This window comes from Nitrosomonas sp. (assembly GCA_016703745.1).
Classification (GTDB): domain Bacteria; phylum Pseudomonadota; class Gammaproteobacteria; order Burkholderiales; family Nitrosomonadaceae; genus Nitrosomonas.
This window is the reverse complement of sequence record JADJBK010000006.1, coordinates 2,090,463-2,108,937: the sequence shown is the minus strand read 5'-3', so window position 1 is coordinate 2,108,937 and position 18,475 is coordinate 2,090,463. Positions and strand designations below refer to the sequence as shown.

General features: G+C 49.3%; 13 protein-coding genes. 9 read left to right on the top strand and 4 right to left on the bottom strand.

The features are described from left to right. Positions 1-5 precede the first annotated feature (5 nt). From purH to IPG31_11035, 7 genes are all read left to right on the top strand, one after another. Positions 6-1,565: a bifunctional phosphoribosylaminoimidazolecarboxamide formyltransferase/IMP cyclohydrolase gene (gene purH, locus IPG31_11065; GenBank protein MBK6618866.1), complete on the top strand. Its 1,560-nt coding sequence runs from the start codon at positions 6-8 to the stop codon at positions 1,563-1,565. A gap of 16 nt (positions 1,566-1,581) precedes the next feature. Beyond that, the gene (gene purD, locus IPG31_11060) at positions 1,582-2,868 is read left to right on the top strand and encodes a phosphoribosylamine--glycine ligase (GenBank protein MBK6618865.1); all 1,287 of its coding nucleotides are present in this window, start codon (positions 1,582-1,584) and stop codon (positions 2,866-2,868) included. A 168-nt stretch (positions 2,869-3,036) separates the two neighbouring features. After that, positions 3,037-4,467, top strand: a complete 1,431-nt coding sequence (locus IPG31_11055; protein MBK6618864.1) for a diguanylate cyclase — start codon at positions 3,037-3,039, stop codon at positions 4,465-4,467. A gap of 3 nt (positions 4,468-4,470) precedes the next feature. Next, the gene (locus tag IPG31_11050; GenBank protein MBK6618863.1) at positions 4,471-5,799 is read left to right on the top strand and encodes a glycosyltransferase; all 1,329 of its coding nucleotides are present in this window, start codon (positions 4,471-4,473) and stop codon (positions 5,797-5,799) included. Continuing rightward, positions 5,796-7,985, top strand: a complete 2,190-nt coding sequence (locus IPG31_11045) for a TolC family protein (protein MBK6618862.1) — start codon at positions 5,796-5,798, stop codon at positions 7,983-7,985. The genes IPG31_11050 and IPG31_11045 overlap by 4 nt, the downstream gene beginning before the upstream one ends. Next, entirely contained in the window at positions 7,969-9,018 is a 1,050-nt protein-coding gene (locus IPG31_11040; protein MBK6618861.1) for an efflux RND transporter periplasmic adaptor subunit, read from the top strand. The genes IPG31_11045 and IPG31_11040 overlap by 17 nt, the downstream gene beginning before the upstream one ends. A gap of 1,143 nt (positions 9,019-10,161) precedes the next feature. Beyond that, positions 10,162-10,803 (top strand): hypothetical protein, encoded by a 642-nt coding sequence (locus tag IPG31_11035; protein MBK6618860.1) that lies wholly within the window; start codon positions 10,162-10,164, stop codon positions 10,801-10,803. Between the two features lie 144 nt (positions 10,804-10,947). On the opposite strand, the gene IPG31_11030 is transcribed toward IPG31_11035, so the two are convergent. Both IPG31_11030 and IPG31_11025 read right to left on the bottom strand, forming a co-directional pair. After that, complete coding sequence (locus IPG31_11030; GenBank protein ID MBK6618859.1) at positions 10,948-12,105, bottom strand: DUF1624 domain-containing protein; 1,158 nt, start codon at positions 12,103-12,105, stop codon at positions 10,948-10,950. Positions 12,106-12,146: 41 nt separating this feature from the next. Continuing rightward, positions 12,147-14,207: a TonB-dependent receptor gene (locus IPG31_11025; protein MBK6618858.1), complete on the bottom strand. Its 2,061-nt coding sequence runs from the start codon at positions 14,205-14,207 to the stop codon at positions 12,147-12,149. A 291-nt stretch (positions 14,208-14,498) separates the two neighbouring features. On the opposite strand from IPG31_11025, the gene IPG31_11020 reads away from it, so the two are divergent. Next, positions 14,499-15,155, top strand: coding sequence for a PEP-CTERM sorting domain-containing protein (locus IPG31_11020; protein MBK6618857.1), 657 nt, complete (start codon positions 14,499-14,501; stop codon positions 15,153-15,155). A 190-nt stretch (positions 15,156-15,345) separates the two neighbouring features. Here IPG31_11020 and IPG31_11015 read toward each other — a convergent pair whose 3' ends face one another. Beyond that, the gene (locus IPG31_11015) at positions 15,346-15,672 is read right to left on the bottom strand and encodes a transposase (protein ID MBK6618856.1); all 327 of its coding nucleotides are present in this window, start codon (positions 15,670-15,672) and stop codon (positions 15,346-15,348) included. Positions 15,673-15,854: 182 nt separating this feature from the next. Between IPG31_11015 and IPG31_11010 the strand changes: the two genes are divergently transcribed. Next, complete coding sequence (locus IPG31_11010) at positions 15,855-17,387, top strand: DUF839 domain-containing protein (GenBank protein ID MBK6618855.1); 1,533 nt, start codon at positions 15,855-15,857, stop codon at positions 17,385-17,387. A 133-nt stretch (positions 17,388-17,520) separates the two neighbouring features. Here IPG31_11010 and IPG31_11005 read toward each other — a convergent pair whose 3' ends face one another. Further along, the gene (locus IPG31_11005; GenBank protein ID MBK6618854.1) at positions 17,521-18,378 is read right to left on the bottom strand and encodes an AbgT family transporter; all 858 of its coding nucleotides are present in this window, start codon (positions 18,376-18,378) and stop codon (positions 17,521-17,523) included. Positions 18,379-18,475 lie beyond the last annotated feature (97 nt).

Below are 18,475 nucleotides of genomic sequence, written 5' to 3'. Positions count from 1 at the left end.
CAAAAATGACTATCAAACAAGCTCTAGTGAGTGTTTCCGACAAAACAGGCATTGTTGAACTCGCCACCGCATTGCAGCAAATGAATTTCAGAATCCTCTCAACGGGAGGAACCGCCAGCACCCTGAAGCAGAATGGTATTTCGGTTACCGAAGTCAGCGATTACACTGGTTTTCCGGAAATGCTCGATGGTCGTGTCAAAACGCTACACCCCAAAATCCATGCAGGTATTCTGGCCAGGCTGGAACTGGATGAGCATCAACATGCCATGGAAACCTCGCAAATCCTCCCTATTGATCTCGTCGTCGTCAATCTTTATCCTTTCGCGCAAACGATTGCCAAACCGGATTGTCCCCTGGACGATGCAATTGAAAATATTGATATTGGTGGGCCAACTCTGATTCGCGCCGCAGCCAAAAATTATTCACGTGTGCTGGTCGTTACCGATCCACAGGATTACGCAACCCTGCTGGAAAAACTCAAATCAGCAGATGAACCGGATCTGGAGCACTATCGTTTTACATTGGCCAGAAAGGCATTCACGCACACAGCCCATTATGATGCCGCCATCAGCAATTATCTGACCGCACTGGATGCCACGCATCATCCGCAGACATTTCCCGATCAGCTCCATCTCAATTTCGCGTTAGTTGAACGATTGCGTTATGGAGAAAACCCTCACCAGCAGGCCGCCTTTTACCGTAACACCTATAATTTTGCTGGCAGCCTGGCAGATTATCGGCAGATTCAGGGTAAATCACTTTCCTATAATAATATTGCAGATACCGATGCGGCGTGGGCATGTGTCAAAACATTTGAACAGTCCGCCTGTGTAATCGTCAAGCATGCCAACCCCTGCGGGGTGGCGATTGCGGATACCCCGCAACTGGCCTACGAGAAAGCCCTTGCAACCGACCCGGTTTCAGCTTTCGGAGGCATCATCGCTTTCAACCGGACAGTCGATGAAGATACTATCCGTATCGTTCTTAAGCAGTTTGTCGAAGTCGTCATTGCGCCGTCATTTACTGAAGCAGCCCGGCATAGTTTGATGGAAAAACCCAATATCCGCGTGCTGGTCATTCCACTTGATACCCATCAAAACCAGTTTGATCTCAAACGGATCGACGGTGGACTGCTCGTGCAGACACCCGATGATTTCAATATCACCCCATCACAATTACGCACGGTTACCAGGCTGAAACCAACCGAAACACAGCTTGCCGATTGCCTGTTTGCATGGCATGTTGTGAAATTCATCAAATCCAATGCAATTGTATTTTGCGCTAATGGCCAGACACTCGGTATCGGCGCCGGACAAATGAGTCGGGTTGACAGTGTCCGGATTGCCAGCAGCAAAGCAAAACAGGCTGGTTACGACTTAACGGGATCGGTCGTTGCCTCCGATGCATTTTTTCCATTCAGGGATGGCGTCGATGTGCTGGCGGACGCCGGGGCCAGTGTCGTCATACAGCCGGGAGGCAGTATTCGCGATGAAGAAGTTATCACTGCTGCTGACGAACGTGGGCTCGTAATGGTATTGACTGATATCAGACATTTTCGACATTAAAACGGATATTACTTCAATGAAACTGCTGGTCGTTGGTGGAGGAGGCAGAGAGCATGCGCTGGCCTGGAAACTTGCGCAATCGCCGCTTGCTGAGAAAATCTATGTGGCTCCGGGCAATGCGGGAACGGCAATGGAACCCAAGGTAGAAAATATTTCCATTACCACCATACCAGAGCTGGTTACATTTGCTCGCCAGGAAAATATCGCATTGACTGTGGTTGGCCCGGAAGCCTATCTGGCAGAAGGCATTGTCGATACATTCAGCGCCGCCAACCTGAAAATAGTTGGCCCGGCTGCCGCCATCGCCCGGCTCGAATCTTCCAAATCCTTTGCCAAAGCTTTCATGTTTCGCCATGGCATACCGACTGCTCCTGGCAAAACTTTTGATGATGCCGCTGCAGCGCACGATTATCTGGATCAACACGCTTTACCGGTTGTTATCAAGGCCGATGGACTGGCTGCGGGCAAAGGCGTCATTGTGGCGCAGACACGGCAGGAAGCACACGATGCAGTAGATGCCATGCTGGTCAAAAACTGGCTGGGTCAGGCCGGTTCCAGCATCCTGATCGAAGATTTTCTGGAAGGGGTTGAAGCCAGCTTTATGGTTCTCTCCGATGGACACAATATTTTGCCACTGGCCACCAGTCAGGATCATAAACGCCTGCTCGATCAGGATCAGGGGCCGAATACCGGTGGCATGGGCGCTTTTTCCCCTGCTCCCGTGATTTCTCCAACGCTGCATGCCAGAATCATGCGTGAGGTCATTTTGCCGGCCATCGAAGGCATGAAGCAGGAGATCGCCCCCTATGTCGGTTTTTTGTATGCCGGATTGATGATTTCAAACCAGGGTGACATCAAGGTGCTGGAATTTAACTGCCGACTGGGCGATCCGGAAACACAGGCAATCCTGATGCGTCTAAAAACTGATCTGGTATCGCTGCTGACGCATACCGTCAATGACACACTTGATAAAATCGGGATCGAGTGGGATCAGCGAGTTGCCTTGTGCGTGGTAATGGCTGCGCACGGTTATCCCGATACTCCCAGGAAAAATGATATCGTACTTGGAGTGGATGCGCTGCAAACCGAGCAGCTCAGATCCAGTGCTTTTCATATTTTTCATGCAGGCACCCGGTTCTCCGCTCCAGGTATTCCGGAGATCGTCACAAACGGTGGCCGTGTTCTGGGTGTTGCCGCGTTAGGCGAGAATATCAAGCTGGCACAACGACTTGCTTATGAAACGGTTGCAAAGATACATTTTGATGGCGCACAGCTGCGCCACGATATTGGCGGAACAAAGTAAAAACATCAGTCAAACCGCGAAAAAAGCCAGAATCTCCCCTTAATTCGGTAATTTGCGGTTAGAATCTGCACATTACACTCGTAATGACGATTGGATATTGACTAGTCAATTCTTTTGCTGGTAAAAATCTGTTTACTAGAACGGCGTCCCGGCCAAATAATAATAACCATGCCAACTACTCGACCATCTACCCCGATTCGTGATCCTGAATTTACCCTTCCCCGTATCGTATGTCTGGCAACCAGCTCGTTTCGTTTACCCAGCGACTACGCTGACTGGGAAACGGACTACTACTCTCGCCTTGAAGACTGGACGTCAGACAAATCCGGGCAGGTTATTTTTGTCATCGCAAATAAAGACCCTTCGGTAGTTGTTTCGCTACTGCAACAGATACGTCGGCATCGCGACTTCTATACGGCATTATGTTTGGTTACTGACGGCGTCAGTCCCGAAATCGAGCAGCTGGCTGATGGGGAATTGCCGGAAGCTGCAGCGCTGCGAGAAAGATTCGGCTACTTTCAGGAACGGCTCACCTCATTTCATGAGCATGCGACCGCCATTCTGCCTACAGGCCAGCTGATCAAGTACCTTTGGCTGCGACCGCATTTTGTGATCAAACCTTGTCATGCCTGGCAATCCCCCCGTTACTGGTTTTATCCGCTGCTGAACGCCCTCAACCCGGATGATGATACGTTTGACTGGTTACGCGCGCTTGCCAACCAACGCGTGCTCGAATCTGATGACTTGGTTGACCGACAACGGGAATGTCCACACTGTCGCTCATCACACCTCAGCTTTATTGACGTTTGTCCAAATTGTGGATCGCTGAATATTGCACAACAGGCATCTCTGCACTGTTTTACCTGTGGGCATGTTGATGTTCAGAACAATTTTCTACAGGGTGATGCGCTGGTCTGTCCAAAGTGTCTGACTCAGCTGCGTCATATCGGCAGCGATTTTGACCGGCCGATCGAAAATCACAACTGTCATGCCTGTCACCATATTTTCGTCGAAAGTGACGTGCAGGTACGCTGCATGCATTGCGGAAAATCATCGCAGCCAACCGATCTTGTCGAACACAAAATCCAAAGCTGGCGATTGAGTGATCGGGGTCGTATCATTGCGCTGCGGGGTGAGACCTTCGATATCGCCACAAGCTTTGAGCAACTGCAGTTCATTTCCAGCGAGCTATTCAGACACGATCTTGACTGGCTGCTGATCCTGGCAAGACGCTATCCGATGATCAACTTCAGCCTGTTTGGCATTTATTTCCCGCAGCTTCCCGAGCTGGCAGAAAAAATAGGGCATGCACACTTGACGCAGCTCCTCGAAGTTTTTTCGCGTCGACTCCGAAGCATGCTGCGTACCCCTGATTTGTCGACTCGTACCGCAGAAAATATGCTGTGGTTACTTTTGCCACAGACAGATAAAAAAGGATTGCAGGGTTTTCATGCCCGGATCAAGGCCAGCCTCGGCGAAATCATGAAAGACAGCGAACATCAGCTGAATTACCAGTTAATCGGCATCCATTCCGGGCAGATCAATGAGCAGGAAGACGCGCAATTGCTCATGGCCAGACTGTTTACAGAAGTGAAATAAGGCATGGATGGATTCATACAGATTATTCAGCTGTTTTATCTGCACTTTTTTCATCGCTATGAACTGGTTTCCTTTCTGCTGCTGTTCGTTCCTTTTGTACTATTATTCGAGCTCCCGCTTTATCTCGCCAGCTGGTTTGGTATTTTCCGGCACCTGACGCAGGAGACTTTTGATCAGCCATTCTCGCCCCCCTTCCTTCCAGATGTCAGTTGTATCGTAACCTGCTACAGCGAAGGAGATGCCGTGAAACGCACCATTCATTCGTTATTGGAGCAATCCTACCCAGGTCATATCGAAATCATGGCCATGGTCGACGGCGTGCAAAAAAATCGACAAACCTATCATGCGCTGATGGCCTGCATGCCCCGGGCAAAACTTTATGCCAACCGTTCACTGGTCATCATTCCCAAGATTCAGCGTGGCGGTCGGGTTTCTTCAATGAACGCCGGGCTGAGCCGGGCAAGCGGCAAAATCGTCATGGCGCTCGATGGCGATACTTCCTTTGATGTACAAATGGTCCATCACGCCGCACGTCATTTCCACAACAACCATACGATTGCAGTCACCGGAGCATTAAGAGTGCGCAATAGCAGGCAATCACTGGTGACTCGCCTGCAGCATCTCGAATATCTGCTTACCATTCATGCCGGCAAACTCGGCTTTGCCAATCTTCGGGTCATCAACAACATTCCTGGCGCCTTTGGCATCTTCAGAACATCCTTTCTGCAGAGTATCGGCGGCTGGAATACGGGGTCAGCTGAGGATCTGGATTTGACCTTGCGCATCAAACAATACCAGCAGCGTCATCCGGAGAAACAGATTATCTTTGAACCAGGCGCGGTGGCGCACACGGATGCGCCAGATACGTTCCGCCAGTTTTTCCAGCAGCGCCTGCGCTGGGATGGAGATCTGGGATTCATCTATTTCAACCGCCACCACAAAGGGATGGCACCGGCATTGATGGGTTGGCGCAATTTTCTGTTTCTACTGTGGTACGGCCTGTTTTTCCAGATCATCATGCCATTCGTGATCGTGCTCTACATCCTTTACATGGCAATGACCTTACCGGTAACTTCCATACTGGTCATCATGTTACTGATTTACTTTTTTTATCTGTTCCTGACAGCCCTGCAGTATGGATTGTATCTACTACTGCTATCCGAACGGGTCAGAGAAGATCTGGCGGCAGCATGGGTACTGCCCGTTTTTCCTCTGTTTCAATTCGCCACGCGGTTGTGGAGCGCACTGGCGCTCTCAAACCAATTCCTGAACCGCGCTCATCTCGATTCTGCCATGGCGCCTTACTGGGTTCTGAAAAAGGGTAAGCAATGATCCGTTCCATACTGTTCCTCTTTCTTTCAGGCATGTTCGGCGCAATGAGTCTGCATGCGCAGACGCGCCTGCTTTCCGAATTTTCACCACTGATTGATCGTGCGGCATCGGTACTGAAAACACAGGCAGATCAGGAAGCATCGCAGGCTGAATTGGAGATTCGCGAAGCGCAACAGGGGTGGGAGTTATTTGGCAGTGTTGCGGCAGGCTACCAGAAAAGCCCGTTTGCACGCGAACCGTTTGGGCGTTTTTTTGATCCGACGCTGCGGCTGGGATTGCGTTATCCGCTACTGGGCAGCGCCGAGAGACAAAACCGCGCCATACTCGATGCAACCGCCCGCGTTGCGATAGAAACCATTCGGCTCAACTGGAGCAGACACCTCGCGGTATTTTTTATTGAAGAAAATTATGCGGCCTACTGGAGCGCCCAGCAACTCCTTAAAATTAATGACAGTTTCGCGCAATTGGCTGAGTCCACCAAACGAAAACTGGAGGCGAGGCGAACCAGCGGATTGCTCCTGTCGTCGGATTACCATGAATTTCTGTCGGCATTTGCAATGGCGGAGCGCACCAGAGTGGAATTCCAGCATGAACGTGATCAGGCGCTGACCCGCCTGCGCCATCTGACGGGAGAGCCGGTACCAGTATTCGAGTCCGTCAAACCACGGCTCGATCAAGCTATCGCCCCGGACAACATGCCTATCGACGAACAGCCCGATCTACTGATACTGCAGACACGTATCGATGCGCTGCGCACGGTGCAGGACAAAGAAAAATGGCAAGGAATTGAGTCTGACATCTCGGCAACGATTTTCGGCGGCCCTGCCATTCCCCATCCTTCACCGGATTCTCCGCAATTCGGTTATGGCGGGGCAATTGGGCTGAACTTCAGGATGCCCCTGGAAATTGCCAGGCTGCGCAAGAATGAGCGAAACTGGGTCGTGCATCAACTAAACAGCCTGCAATCGGAGTATCAGCAGCGCCAGCAGGAAATCGAGCTCGAACTGCAATCTCTGCGCGATCGTTACACTCAGTCACGCCGTCAGCTGGATTTTATCCGGGTTCGTCTCGATGCCGCGCGCGAAGCAACTCGTGAGCGCTATCTGCGCCTGCGCGCGCTGGATGGTGATGTCATTGAAAAATACCTGCAAGCCATCCAGGCATACCACCAGGCAGCCACAGGTTATCTGGAAGCAGAAAGCGAACAATGGAAACTGCACATCCGTCTGCGACAATTTGGTATTACCCCGCCGTTATCCGAACCTGTTGCCACAGGTGAGATTTCGACTGAAACCCTGTTACAACCGCTTACCCAGGCTGCCGAACTGTTTGGCGCCACTTCCATGCGTCAAATACCGCCTGCCAGAGCTATTAGCTACCGCCCACAACCAGATCAGCTGATTGCAGGTCATGAACTGACAAATGGCTATGGCAGCTATGTCTGGAATTATGCTCTGGACTGGCCGGTCGCCCAATTTCTCGATCAATGCCAGCAACTTGGCGTGCGACGGGTGTTGCTGTCACTGAGTGCGGCACAGATCGATTCTATTGCTGCCAACTCAAACCCAATGAATCAATTGCTTGACCAAGCGCACCGGCGTGGAATAAAGGTGGAATTGCTGCTCGGCGATCCTGGCTGGATAGTGCCATCACAGCGCACCAAATTGCTGGTCATCCTGCAACGGTTGCGTCACATTGGTTTTGATGGACTGCATCTCGATATTGAGCCGGATCAACTGGAAGACACCATCCTGACGGGCAAGAATCGCCTTGCAGCGTGGCTGGAGACTATTCAACAAGCCAAAACCATAGTTTCCTGGCCGGTTGGCGTCAGCATTCATCCGCGTTATCTCGATGAACGCCATAGTTTTGGTGAATGCGTCCCCTGCCAGTTTGCACAGTTCGATATCCGAGAAGTGACGGTGATGTTTTACTCGCGCAACCTGACCAGTATCACTTCGATTCTGCAAGGCGCAATGCAAAAATATCCGAGCCTGATTTTTACCCTGGCACAGAGCCTGGAGCGCGATCTCGGGCCGGAGAGCAGTTATGCCGGACAACCCGTCAGCGTTCTTCAGCATTCGATGAAAACACTAGAATCACAACTTGGCGCTCCCAATTTTGGGGGGATCATCATTCAATCCTGGCAAGACATGCAAGGTTATTTCCATGAAAATCCGCTTTAACCCCCCTGAAAAGAAAAATCCGGAAAGTGAGCAGGGAATCCGTATCCGTTACGATTCCGCCAAACGTACTGGTGCCGCGTGGCGCTGGTATCTGATACTTGCCGTTGCCAGCCTTCCATTGTTGTATCTGGCAGGGCTGATATTTCGAGAAGTCCTGCTGACCGAAATTGATGGCCGCATCATCCTGCCGCATACCACCATTCGTGTACAGGGCGCAGGCTATGTGCAGCAATTGCAAATAGCCCCTCTGGAAACGGTATCGGAAGGAACGCAACTGGCGAGGCTGACCAACCCTTCCCTGGAAAGCAGCATACAACGTCTGCACGGCGAAATCGTCTTTCTATCCACGCAGAAAGAATCATTACAACGTGACGACAGCCAGAAGCAGGCTTCGCGCCTGGCCCTGTTTGCGCAGGATCAAAGCCAGTTCTATTTGAAACGCTTACGTCAATTCGAGTCTCTGTTGAAGCAGGGCGCGGCAACGCAGGCCGAAGTAGCAACGGCTCGCAGTCAATATATTGCAACACTGGAAAGACTGGATTCGCTCGCGCAGACCGGAAAGCAAATCAACACCCTGGGTGCAGAAACACGGCAAATCGATACCCGCATCAGTCAACTGCAATTAGAGCACGACATGCAGAGCAACCAGCTGCAAATGTTATCTCTGATCTCCCCGGCAACTGGCCTGGTCACAGAGATTCATGCACAACCCGGAGAATATCTGGCACAGGGGCAGCCGCTGTTGGACATTGCTTTTCCTGAACAGGCCTATATCAGTGCATTTATTCCACCCAAATACCTCGACAAAGCCGTGCTGGGTCAGCAGGCAACCATTATTTTCCCAAATGGCGAAAAATATGGGGCACGAATCAGCTTTGTGCCTAGTGTAACTCATAGAACTTTAGCAGAAGATTTAACGCCTCTGGAAGCGCCCCGCTCCACTATTCTGGCGCGCATGCAGTTTATCGATACAGTGGATAGCTCCCGGCTGATGAATGGCATGCCGGTCAAGATAAGATTCGATACCTGGTAATTCTGGTAATTTGTGATCCGGTTGATAAAGTAAAAATCACCGTATTTTGTTCATGCACAGACCATTCCTTAAGAAATATTTTCACCTGCTCAGGGCTAACCAGCACACTCGATATTTGGACCAAAGTGACTAATGCCGTTTCATTTTTCTGTTTTTAAAATCTCTTGTGCATCAATCAGCTGAAATTGATAATTACCAATATGCTGCATTCTCACTTTATAGAAAGTTCCCATGGCCTTAACTTCCTGGATAGTTAATATTTCAGTTTCCGCAATAAAAACAGAATGATTATTAAGGTCGGCTACTGCTGAAACTGCCAGTTCAAATTTATCGTGTTCAAGACCACGATAAAAACCTATTGCAATAGGGGACGCAGCGATAGAAACAGAAGTATCGCTATTCGCTTGAGACTCGAATAATTTGAGCTGGATGCTTTAGGCACCGACGCTGCCGCCTAACGCATTAGAAGCATCAAAAATAAACATCTCGATGTGTTCGTGCAGCCCCCCCATCGCCGCCAATTTCACCGATCACTGCTGGCCTATTACTCACACCGTTGCGGCGATACGAAATAACATTGCCAAGCGCGTTGGTAATTTCAATCCGCTCTCCGTTTAGTACGATCGCACTCCAATTTCAGTGCCATTCTAAAATTGCAGTTGATCGACGGGTTGAGAACGCAGCCAATTTCCCGGAGTGAATGTGATTTGTAATCAGAAGGTTACGAGTTCGATTCCTGGTGCTGGCACCAGCATAATCAAAGGCTTTCATTAAAAGATGTGAGCCTTTTTCTTTTGGTGAGACACCGGAGGGATATTCGCAAAAAAGTATTTTTTCAATTGTTCCGTGAGCGTTCCATTAAAAGAATTAATAAATATAACATTATGATTATGAGTTAATTTAATTCTGATCTTGTCTGATTGAGTATTAGTTGTGCCAGGTTAATTGTCATCTAATATGCGTATTTTTATTACAATGCTGTACTGACTTAAGCTGCTCCGTGATCCACGGATCCACGGATCCACGGAAAGAAGATTACCAACTACTCAATAGGCTGTTATCAAATATGATATCTCTATATTTTGTGGTATAGCTTTTGTCTGATTAATGAGGTGTAATTCAAATAAATAGAAAGGAATAATCATGATCGATTTATCCCATACTCTGAAGCACTTTTTTTTTGCTGCCATACTGGGTGCGTTGCTGATGGGCTTTAATCCGCTTGCCAGCAGTGCGGTACTAGTCAATCAATCTTATCTCGCCAATGATGACGGTTTTTTATCCAGTGTTGGCGGTAGTTCTGAGAATGCCGAATCATTTACTCTGTTGGATGCCGCGAATCTGACTTCTATCGTATGGTGGGGATCGAGTGCCGGTACTAATGATTTTCTGGTGCGAATCGGTGTCAGCCTCGGAAACTGGACAAGCCTGGCTGGGACGATTGTTGAAACTCCAACTGCCGATTTCGACAATGAAAACCGCGCAATCTCTCGTTTTGAGCAGACACTTAACGCCACACTTTCTCTGCCTGCGGGCGCTCATTTTTTGTCGGTTTCGCAGGAAGTGGAAGAGTGGTACTGGACGGTTGGTTCCATAGATAACGATTTTGGTCAGGTTGGAAATTTTTTTGGAGACGGTCAAGACTGGTTCCCCGACGATACTGCCGAGCTTTCTTTTCAGTTGATTGGCGAGCGTCAGTCACAAGCTGCATCCGAACCAGGCATGATTGCGCTGCTTCTGATGGGTATTTTCGCTCTCCAGATGGGAAGAAGACGGCTTGGTTGAATCAGATGTGTCAGAGACGGATCGGGATGTGATAATTCTTAAGGCGGATTAACGACATCCTGGTAGATGATGTATTTTGCAACTGCTGTTACGGGATGTTAAATTAATCGTCATACACGTGCTGGTCTGAAAGCCGGTATCGCCCTACAAATATTTCATCCACGCCATATCTTTTTGGTTCTGCTTCATTCTGGCAAACCAGCGTGTTGGAAAATAAAGGAGGGGTAACAAAATAACCGCCCATAGCCATACGGTCAAAATATGATCGACACTGAAATATTGGCCTTGGGTCGGGCCATATAGCGCCAGAGCAGTTAGATAAAGTACTTTCAGCACATACAGGTGCAGCAGGTAGAAAAACATCGGTGCGCCGCCCAGAAATGCAAGTTGATGCAGTATAAAATGAGGCCGCATGCGTTCAAACAGTGCGAGCAGCAACAACCCGGTACCTAGCGTCGGTAACAGGAATAGCAGGGAAGGCGGGTACTTGGTCAAAGCCAGAAAACTCATAACCGTGCGCAGGCTGCTCTCTGCGACAAACCAGGGTTTGTCGCCATAGAAATTAAGATAGCGGACAGCGGCAAAGGTGATGAGCATCATGCCACCGACTATCCACAAATGGCGGATACGTCCCAGTGGTTCGGTGCCATGTGCAAACCACGGTCCCATTGCATAACCGAGTAGAATAACGCCAATCCATGGCAACACCGGGTAGGTTGTCTTGATGATGAGGCCGCTGCTTAATTCGATGGCCGCGCGCTGATGGAGCATTGCCCAGGATATGTAAAGGGGAGAATCTGGTGCGATTATGATGTCATCGAGCAGATTGTGACCGCAAACAATGATGATCCCCAGTATGAGCTGCCCGGTACGCGGTAGATGGAGTAATGCCGCCAACATGATCATGCTGATTCCAATCGCCCAGATTACCTGCAACCAGATCGTCTGTGGTGGAAACTGCGCCGACCAGGCAAAGCTGACGAAAGTAATTTCCAGAAATACTAGAAACAAACCGCGCTTAAGTAAAAAAACGGAAATCTCCCGCTTGGTATGCGATTGGCCGTAAAGCCAGGCTGACAGCCCTGTCAGCGCAACAAAGACGGGCGCGCAGAAAGTTGAAAGTAACCGTGTGAAAAATAGAGCAGGGTCTGCTGTGCTGGCATCGACCGGATCGCTCACCTGCAAGTGCAGAAAAAAGGTTTCTCGCACATGGTCGACCAGCATGAATGCCATCACCAGCCCCCGCAGCGCATCAATTGCAAGCAGGCGCGTGTTTGCTTTTTCTACTGATGGTAAAGTCATATCCGATATTCAGTCAGGCCGAAGGGAGTCGAATTCAGTGGTTAAAAGGCTACCGAAACCGCGCCATAGAAAGCTCTCCCAGCGGCAGGCGAGTGCAGGCTCTGCGAGCCATCGTACCAAACGTATTCATAAAATTCGTCGTTGATGTTTCTGATCTGGAAATCAAAATTGACTCGCCTGGTCGCCTGATAGGCAAGCCCCAGATTGGCCACGATAAATCCACCAAATTTCCCGGTTGAATTGGTGCGTTCCAGAAAATAATTGCTTTGATAGTTTCCCCACATTGAGAAACGTAATTCAGGAATAACCTGATACTCGATGCCAGCAGAAGCCATATGATTGGGAATATGATCAATCTGATTGCCCCGCGTGGTTTCCAGACCTGTGCCGGCTCTCAGTATCTCGGAATCCTGCCAGGTGTAGGTGCCCCAAAGATCGATCTGGCTGATGGGCTTGACATTGAATTGCACATCCACGCCGCGCCGTCTGGTACGGCCGATATTTTCAGAATCGTTATTGGCGCTGTTAAGAATTCTTCTGGCTTCGTTAGAAGCGGTTTGCTCCCAAGTAGCAATCCGGCCTTCCAGCCAATTGACCGGGTTAAGCTTGATCCCGGCTTCCCAGCCATGGTTCAGGGAAGGCTGCAGATTATTAGTGCGTGGTGGAATTAAATAGGCATCGGCACCTACGCCCACCTGAAACGTTCGCCCCCAGTTTCCATACAGGCTATATCCCTGTATAGGCGTATAAACCACGCTGATTTTGGGTTGATGAATGAAGTCATAATCATTGATTGCAAATTTCTGCCCCGTGAGTGTGTTGGTGAAATGACCATCTATGGTATCCACCCGGTAGGCAGGTACAATTTTGAGCGATTCAAACGGCTTGAGTATGGTCTGGATATAAGCGCCATAAATATTAAAATCAAAATCCTGGCCACGTGTCTGGCTGGTTCTCGTGCGCTGATTGGTCAAATAGCGGTCACTCTTGTTTTCCTGGAACTGAATGTCAGTGCCGGATTCGATTGCAAAATCATGCAGAAACGGCACTACTGGACGATACGTCAGAGTGGATAACACGCCATAATGCTTTTCGTTGGATACCCGTTCCTGCTGTGAAACGTCGGCTGAAAATTTCACAAAACGCCGTTTATTGAAATCGTTGAAATAGACTTTGGTCGTCCAGAACAAATTATCCAGCACGTCTATGTCAATGAACGCACTGTACTGATTGGTTGTCTGCTTGCCCATATCTGTTGCATTAAATGCATTGCTGCTGAAAGGGCGCGCACGGCTGTCGGCAAACGTCAGATATCCTGCTTCATCTGCCTGGTTTCGATAATGGCGCACGCTGGTTCCAATCTGATAACGTCCAGACTCCGGCACGTAAGCCCATTTACCAGAAATCGAGAATTTGTTGAGATCAGAGTGATCGCGATGGCCATCGGTAGTCCGGTAACCAATAAAGTAATTCTGGGTAAACCCACCGGTTTCATAACCTGCAGCCGTCTGAAGATCGGTGGTGCCAAAACTGCCATGGCTCACCCGTGCGTTAGCATAGGTTCCCCCTATTTTGGTGGTGATATTGGCGTTACCGGCAATGCTATGTAGCCCATAGCGCGGATCATTGGTACCGCGAACTACTTCGATCGATTCGATATTCATTGGAAACAGGGCGTCGATGAATGGCATGTTGCCATCGTTGGAGTTGCTTGGGATGCCATCGATCAGAAACTTGACTGCATTGATCTCGCCTTCACCGTTAAAGCCGCGAAACGAAAATTTTCCACTATCGTTACCCTGGTTGAAGTTGGTCAGCAACGCCCCCGGTACCCGGTTGAACAGCTCCCAGGCATAATTCACATTCTGGTTCTGAATCAGATTTTTGCCAAGAATATCTACCGAGGTCAGAATATTTCTGGTCGGCAGCCGCCCACTCTGCGTCGAGACAATATCGACGGTGCCCAGGGTAAAAGTGGAGTTTGCCACAGACGGCGTATTTGCCAATTGTCCAGTATTACTCTGACTCACAGTCAGCGGCTGGCTTGCTTGCGTCTGATCAGAAACGGCTTGTGCGTATAGCCAGCAGGGACACCAGGCCATAATGAGGCAAGCTAATAATCGGAACAGGGTTGGTTTTGTCATTTTTATATTTTATGGATTGATTTGAGGATTCGTGGTTACGTCAGCAATTTCAGTCGCATCATAAAGAAAAAGAAAATACTTGGGAATGTGACAAATTGTCGCAGGCGCAGCCAGGCACTACTGTTCCCCCCCTTTGGGGTTGCCTGAAACTGAGGAATATCCCTGTAAATGCCCTTCTAATCCTGCTTATCATTTTTAATGAAAACACTAAGGTTCATGCTGGTAAAAATGAACAGGAGAGCAGGGTAAATGGCTAACAAATTAAATCTGGTTATTAACGGGCTGTTATTGGCATGGCTGCTGACGGGCACGCCGGTATCGGCACTATCGATTCAATGGTTATCGATGCCTGATGCGGCTACGCGACAGGGTAATCCTGAATGGATTTTTGGAAGTCCTGTACTCAACTTCAAGAATGCGGGCAAGGACGGTATAGATTGGGTGGCCACGGGGGTGGGGCCACGCGGCGGGTATGGCAAACAGGAGCTATGGCTTCTGGATGACTCGAAAGCAGGAATACCGGGGACCAGTGAGGCGACGACGACTTTTTCTGTCATCAGTAACAGCGTTGCTTTTATCCTGAATGGTGATCATAACGACGGCTATGCACAGTTTTATGTGGATGACGCCGACATTGGTATTTTTGATTTGTATCACCGGGGACGTACCATTCTGGCCGTAACCGGACTGGAGTTGGTTACGCACAGCCTTCGCGTTGTCCAGCTTGGCTATCACAATCCAGCGTCTACCAAGGCGGATGTTGCCATTTTTGGTGGAGCGGCATTCAACGTGGCAACCAGTAACACTGAGGTCATCGAACCGCCTGTTTTGCTGCTTCTCTTGACTGGGTTTGTATATTTTATCGGTAGGCGCCTGCTATGCCGCAACGATCACGGGACAGCCTGAGCTTGTAGGTTGGGGCAAGCCATGCGCACCCCAGCATAATGGTTTTGTTGGGCTTCGTAAACTCACCCCAACCTACTGATGCTGTTTTAGATCGGCAGAATATACCGAACGCAAGGAGGCGCATCGGTCGTATCATTCAAGCTCCCTCGATACATAACCCGCATGATTTTCCAAAGTCCCGGAATCGACGTTACCATATTTCCCTTTCCCGGCGAGATTTCCGGCTGGTAGAAATTTTTTCTCCTTTTGTGCTGTAGCGGGAAAAATAACCTTTCAACATATTCCATCGGGTTGAACAATCCGCATCGGCCTGTGGCAGCGTCTGGATACCGTGCAAGTGATCCGGAAAAATAACGACGGCATCCATGCGAAAAGGGCAGCGCTGTTTTGTGTATTTAAATACGCTGCGTGGTAAATCAATTTTCTCGACTAACAGCCGATTGGTCTTGCGGTTGGCACGCCCTCCCGGGTTGGCGGTTATGAAAGTTGGAGAAATCGCTGATAATAAGCGTAACAATCAACCGGCGATCAGGTATAGATTGATCCGATAGCTTCACTCGCCATGAAACCAGTGTCATAAAAAATTTACTTTGCCGTCACTGATATTTCATCTACGCCAGTTATCTTAACGTCGCAGTGAATGTATGCTGCATTGATTAAGAAACTCAGACTAAGCACTTGTAAATCATGGAGATAATTATGGCTGGTAACAATAGAAAAATCAGAACAGGCACTGAATTAGTACGGTTTTCGCTTGTTCTGGCAGTTTTTGCTTGTTCGTCCGCAGGTATCGCGAATGACAAAATTGGCAGTGGAAACGATTTTGGCGCTAAAGCAGAAAAAATGCTGAATGCTCAGTCATTAAAATATTTTGGTATCAGAAAATCACTGCAGGCGTCTGCTTCTGCCACAAGCGGAGCATACAGGACGGAAGGGCAGTCAGCTACGGATCAGGTGTTGCTGGCAAAAGGGTTGAAAGCTGAATATGTAACCCGCAATGCCGGTAATCTTACGGATATGATGGTGTTATGGCCACAGGATAAGCCGACACATCTGGTGACCTGCGTTGAAGGTGGCAGAGAGGATATTGGCCTGGGCAAGTTTAACCCTTCGGTGCAGCGAATTGATTTGCAAACGGGCATGGTCGAAACAATATTGCGTGGCATGGATCGATGCGATGGTATTAGCGCCACTGCCTGGAATACGATACTTGCTACCGAAGAAACGGGTGATGGTACTGCATTCGAAATTGCACATCCATTGACGACCACCGAGAACACCGTAGTTGACCGGGTAACGGGAGAAATTTCAGGTGCTACTGCGGAAAATATCCGGCATCGCCCAAATTTACCTATCATGGCCTGGGAAGGTTTAGTCGTTCTGGAGTCTGGCGTAGTGTTTGCGGGAGATGAATTGCGTCCCGGAACAGCTCAACCGGATGCTGACGGTGGGGCAATATACAAATTTATTCCGACGACACCGTGGAACGGCGTAAGCGGCATCGAAAATTCCCCTCTTGCCTCAGGCTCAGTATATGTCATGCAGGTGAGCTGTCGAGGAGACAGGCAACAATTTGGTCAGGGTTGTGAAGTCGGCAAGGCAAACTGGGTCGGCCCCATTGATCCGTTGCATGCGCGTGCCGAGGCGACTGTATTTCAGGCTACCGGATATTACCGTCCGGAAGATATGCATAAAGATCCCCTGTATGCTGCACCCGAAGGATTCGATTCGGCTACGCGATTCTGTTGGACCAATACTGGCAATGAGGACGCTGGCAACTACGGTGAAGTGATGTGCGCCGTCGATCTTGAACCCCTGACGGCAACGGTTGCTGACGGTGATAGCCGACTGGTGGAGGTCAATCGTTTTATAGAAGGCGATACAGATTTTAACTCTTTTGATAATCTGGCATTTCAGCCGATGACCGGAAATCTATATGTCATCGAGGATCATCCCAACGGCGATGTATTCGCGTGCTTGCCGGATGGTGCGGACCGGGATATTAAATCAGACGGTTGCATCCGGATTTTATCAGTAAAGGACAGCTCGGCAGAGCCGACCGGCTTTTTGTTTAGTAACGACGGCGAAACAGCTTATGTCTCCATCCAGCATTCAAATGATGAAAATATGCCGGAATTTGATGGCTACCCGACTGATGATGTATTGAAAATCACAGGCTTTAGAATTAAAGGCTCCAAATTCCTCCATAAAAATCATGAACGTAATGATTAATTATAATTAATTGACTTTGAGCATTATCAATGTCAATGCACAGGCTGTGAACAGACTGACGGATCCGCATGCAAAGTGCGGATCCTTTTTATAGAACCGGGTTCAATTGCGTGATTGTCAGTCTGATTTTGAATCAGGAGGAGATTTGAGTAAACTCGAAGGCCAGGTTCCCCCCCGGGCCTAATGGAATATCCAACAGCAGCCAGCCAACCAGCAGCAAGCTCCAGATCAGGGCAAAAGCAATGGTGTAGGGTAGCATCATCGCAATCAGCGTTCCCATACCCGCCTTTTTCGCGTATTGCTGCACGAACGCCAGAACGATGATCATGTAGGGATTAAGCGGTGTAATGACGTTGGTAACCGAATCCCCCACGCGATAGGCCGCCTGGGTCAATTCAGGGCTGAATCCCGCCAGCATCAGCATCGGCACGAAAACCGGTGCCAAAAATGCATATTTTGCTGAAGATGATCCAATAAACAGATTGGCCAGCATCGCCAGTGTGAGAAAGCTGCTGAGTAAAACTGGTGAGGGAAGGGCTAAAGATGCCAGCCATAGTCCACCGGAAATTGCCAGCATTTCTCCAAGACCGCTGTATTTAAAAGCCTCGATGAACTGTGCAGCAAAGAATGCGAGCACAATATAAGGCCCCAGTGCCGCAATGGTGGCGCCCATCATGTCGGCAATATCTTTGTCATTGCGAATGTTGCCGATGCTTACACCAAAGACGATCGCAGGAATGACGAAGACCAGAAACAAAAGAGGCACCGTCGCTTCTATCCAGCGCGCAAATCGGTTACCCTCCCCATGCAGCACACCTTCCGGCAGAAAAATCCACAGCAAAATGAGCAGAACCGTCAGCAGCAAGGCGGCGAAAGCGCGATACAGTGCGCGAATTTCCCATGCCGTGATTGTTATTCCGACGGATGCTTCTGCCGCTGCCGGATCTGCTGGATAATAGGTGCTCAACGGCTCGACCCATCTTGTGGTCACCCCCCAGCCGGTGAGCGTTAGGGAACCTCTGAAAAACAAACATTCTGAACGGCAGTCACTCAAAAACTGACCACTACTTCAAATAGTGACGCTGATT